This is a genomic window from Salinicola rhizosphaerae, assembly GCF_014652715.1.
GTDB lineage: Bacteria > Pseudomonadota > Gammaproteobacteria > Pseudomonadales > Halomonadaceae > Salinicola > Salinicola rhizosphaerae.
On record NZ_BMZI01000001.1, the window covers coordinates 771568 to 773546 of the forward strand.

Annotated in this window: 1 protein-coding gene and 1 rRNA gene; one reads left to right on the forward strand and one right to left on the reverse strand. The window is 57.0% G+C overall.

Features of this window, described 5'->3' with window-relative positions; genetic code table 11:
• The first annotated feature begins 37 nt into the window (after positions 1-37).
• Positions 38-1549 (forward strand): autotransporter outer membrane beta-barrel domain-containing protein, encoded by a 1512-nt coding sequence (locus tag IE125_RS03360; RefSeq protein ID WP_189443145.1) that lies wholly within the window; start codon positions 38-40, stop codon positions 1547-1549.
• A gap of 107 nt (positions 1550-1656) precedes the next feature.
• On the opposite strand, the gene rrf is transcribed toward IE125_RS03360, so the two are convergent.
• Positions 1657-1771, reverse strand: a 5S ribosomal RNA gene (rrf, locus tag IE125_RS03365).
• Positions 1772-1979 lie beyond the last annotated feature (208 nt).

A 1979-nucleotide genomic window follows, 5' to 3' on the forward strand; every position in this document is an offset into this window, starting at 1 on the left:
ACAAATTTTGCCTATTCGAGCATCGGGATCGGAGTGTATGACCATCAATACAAGAGCGGCTTTTCTCGGACTCGCACTACTGACCACTTGCCAGACGGCTCTCGCTGATGGCTTCAGTCTCTCTGACCTCATTCAGATTGGCGAGGCGCTTCCGGATATCGAAACGGGAGGGGACGCCGCTGGCAACACCCAGGCGACGCTCACACTGAGCAACGGGCGCGAAGTCACCGTCAGCTCTCCGGATGGTGTCACGCCACTATCACAGCTGGTTGCCAACGACAGCAGCAATCTCGATGTCGATGGCACGACGGTCAATGTCAGCACCGATGCCGGGAGTCTCTCTGACGCCTACGACAATAGTGGAGAACCAGCGACATTCAGCATTTCGAGCATCGTCGAAACCCGCCCGGTAACGTTGAGCTGGACCGGCTCGCTGGACGAAACGGAGAGCGATAACGTCTTCGACGCTGAATTGAATGGCCAGCCCATCACACTGACCCTCCCCGAGGGGACCACACTATCGGAATTCAAGGGTTCGACGCCAATCACGCTGACCGATGCCGGAGGCAACGTACTGATCGACGACGCTTCGTTCAATAGCCTCTCCAGTGATGAACTCCTGAGCATTGCTTCACAAGTCGGCATGCTGGACACGGACATGGCACTGAGGGGAGCGCAGAAGCAGGCCATGGCCCAGAATTTCGGGATCATCGCCAACCAGATCAACGCCGCCATGCAGCCGGGCTTCAGCCGCTACGATCGCAATGCGGGAAGCCACGGACTCAATCTGTGGGTCGCTTCGGAAGCCAGTGATCTCTCGGGTCAAGCCGACACGACCCGCTATGATGGCGACGGCAAGGCGGCCTTCGTAGGCGTCGACAAGAAAATCAGGCATCGTTACGGCAGCGCGCTTCTGGGATTGGCAGCCGGCCATAGCGAGGTCGATATATCCACCTATGGCAATGCAGCTCGAGTCGAGCTCGGGGGCAACGTGATAGCGCCCTATGCTGCCATCGATTTCGGCAGTGGCGAGAATTGGGGCAGCGTTGCCTTCGATGTCATCGGCCTCTACCAGGAGCTCGATGGCAACAGTCGCAATCGTTATCTGACCGATGACATCGATCTGGATGGCGATCGCTGGGGCGCCCGAGCTTCCGGCACCTATTTTCTGCCGACCTTCCATCGTACAAACCTCGGCCTGACCGCAGGTGGCGCCTATCTGGATGATAAGCTCGATGGCACTTATCTCGGCACCAGAGCCGATTACGGCATTCAGCTCGGCGAAGTCTTCGGCGGCTTGAAACTCAGTTACCAGTTGCCAGCCGGCCAGATCTACGCCAGCGCACTTTACTATCGCAACGTTACTGCCGACGTCGACAGCGAAGTCAATCTGATAGAGAACGACGACAAGGATCGCAATGAGCTGCGCATCGGCGCCTCTCATTCACTAGGCCACAACCTCGATTTCAATATCTCAGGGCTGACCATCATTGGTGATAGCGATACCGAATACAGCAAACTCCAGGCTACCCTTGCGTATCAGTTCTGAGCCATCGACGACAAGCCAACGGAGCATGATTCGTGGCTCGTGGCTCGTATGGTTTTTCTTCCGGACAAGAAAAAACCCCAGCCTTCGGGCTGGGGTTTCGGATAGATGCCTGACGATGACCTACTCTCACATGGGGAGACCCCACACTACCATCGGCGCTAAGCGGTTTCACTTCTGAGTTCGGCATGGATCAGGTGGTTCCCACTCGCTATGGTCGTCAGGCAAAACTGACGCTGGACCGTGTTGCCTTCACTGCTTACCCGGCACACTGCCCAACTGATTCGGATCATGCTGCGATACGTCTCGCGTACCCGGCAAGTGTCGCCTCGATCGCGACCGGATCTGGTGTTGCCAGACCCCTTGGGGTTATATGGTCAAGCCTCACGGGGCATTAGTACACGTTAGCTCAACGCCTTGCAGCGCTTCCACA